Source organism: Vibrio sp. 10N.222.48.A3, assembly GCF_041475345.1.
GTDB lineage: Bacteria > Pseudomonadota > Gammaproteobacteria > Enterobacterales > Vibrionaceae > Vibrio > Vibrio tasmaniensis_A.
Genome location: NZ_JBFRVX010001150.1, coordinates 1 through 705, shown reverse-complemented (window position 1 = coordinate 705; position 705 = coordinate 1). Strand labels below are relative to the sequence as shown.

Annotated in this window: 2 protein-coding genes; both read right to left on the bottom strand. The window is 36.2% G+C overall.

The features are described from left to right. Positions 1-74 precede the first annotated feature (74 nt). The gene (locus AB4653_RS24515) at positions 75-392 is read right to left on the bottom strand and encodes a hypothetical protein (RefSeq protein WP_102257314.1); all 318 of its coding nucleotides are present in this window, start codon (positions 390-392) and stop codon (positions 75-77) included. A gap of 10 nt (positions 393-402) precedes the next feature. After that, positions 403-705, bottom strand: a 303-nt coding sequence (locus tag AB4653_RS24510; RefSeq protein WP_372105539.1) for a hypothetical protein, incomplete at its 5' end; no start/stop codon positions are given.

Below are 705 nucleotides of genomic sequence, written 5' to 3'. Positions count from 1 at the left end.
CTCTATGCTGAGAGATGGCGCCATGTGGGATGAAAACACTGCCAAAAATTAATCATTGACGCCATAGTCGTTTGTTAGCTTTTTTTACCACCTTCAATTGTTAATGTATTTAGGTCTTTAATTGCTTCTTTGTAAGCGTCATCCGATAGTAAATTTTCTTTGTGAGCTCTTTGTAGACCTAGACGATATTTTTCTCGGTTATTAATTAAATACCTACGACCAATAGCTATAGCTGCAAACACAGCAATTGCACCAACACCTACAATAGCTTCGTCTGCAACTCCTGGGATCAATGCCAACACGCCAACTAATAATGCAGGTAACTCTAATTGAGAAATTGCTGAAGAATTTTTTAATAATTTAGCAATTCTTTCTGCTTCTTCTTTATTCATAGCAAGTATCCTAGACAATAAAACGATATAAACAGAAAGCAAAAACACCTAAAGAATTAGGGATGATGACACCTCTCATTACATGCTTCTTTTCTGTAGGTAACCCATTCTCACATCGGACCCATGAAGAGTATCGATCTACATCTATAGACACAAAAATACAAAGTAAATAAATCACAACCCAGCCAAAATTACCTTCTATTGCACCTTTAGCGTCAACATGCACATCAGCAAGAATCGTTGCTAATGACATTATAAATACGGAGGTACCAACAGCGTAGTAATTAATTTTAGGTGTATTATCGCCATCTTT

Coding starts and splice junctions, on each gene's coding strand:
- AB4653_RS24515 (WP_102257314.1), bottom strand. CDS start 392: ATGAATAAAGAAGAAGCAGAAAGAATTGCTAAATTATTAAAAAATTCT.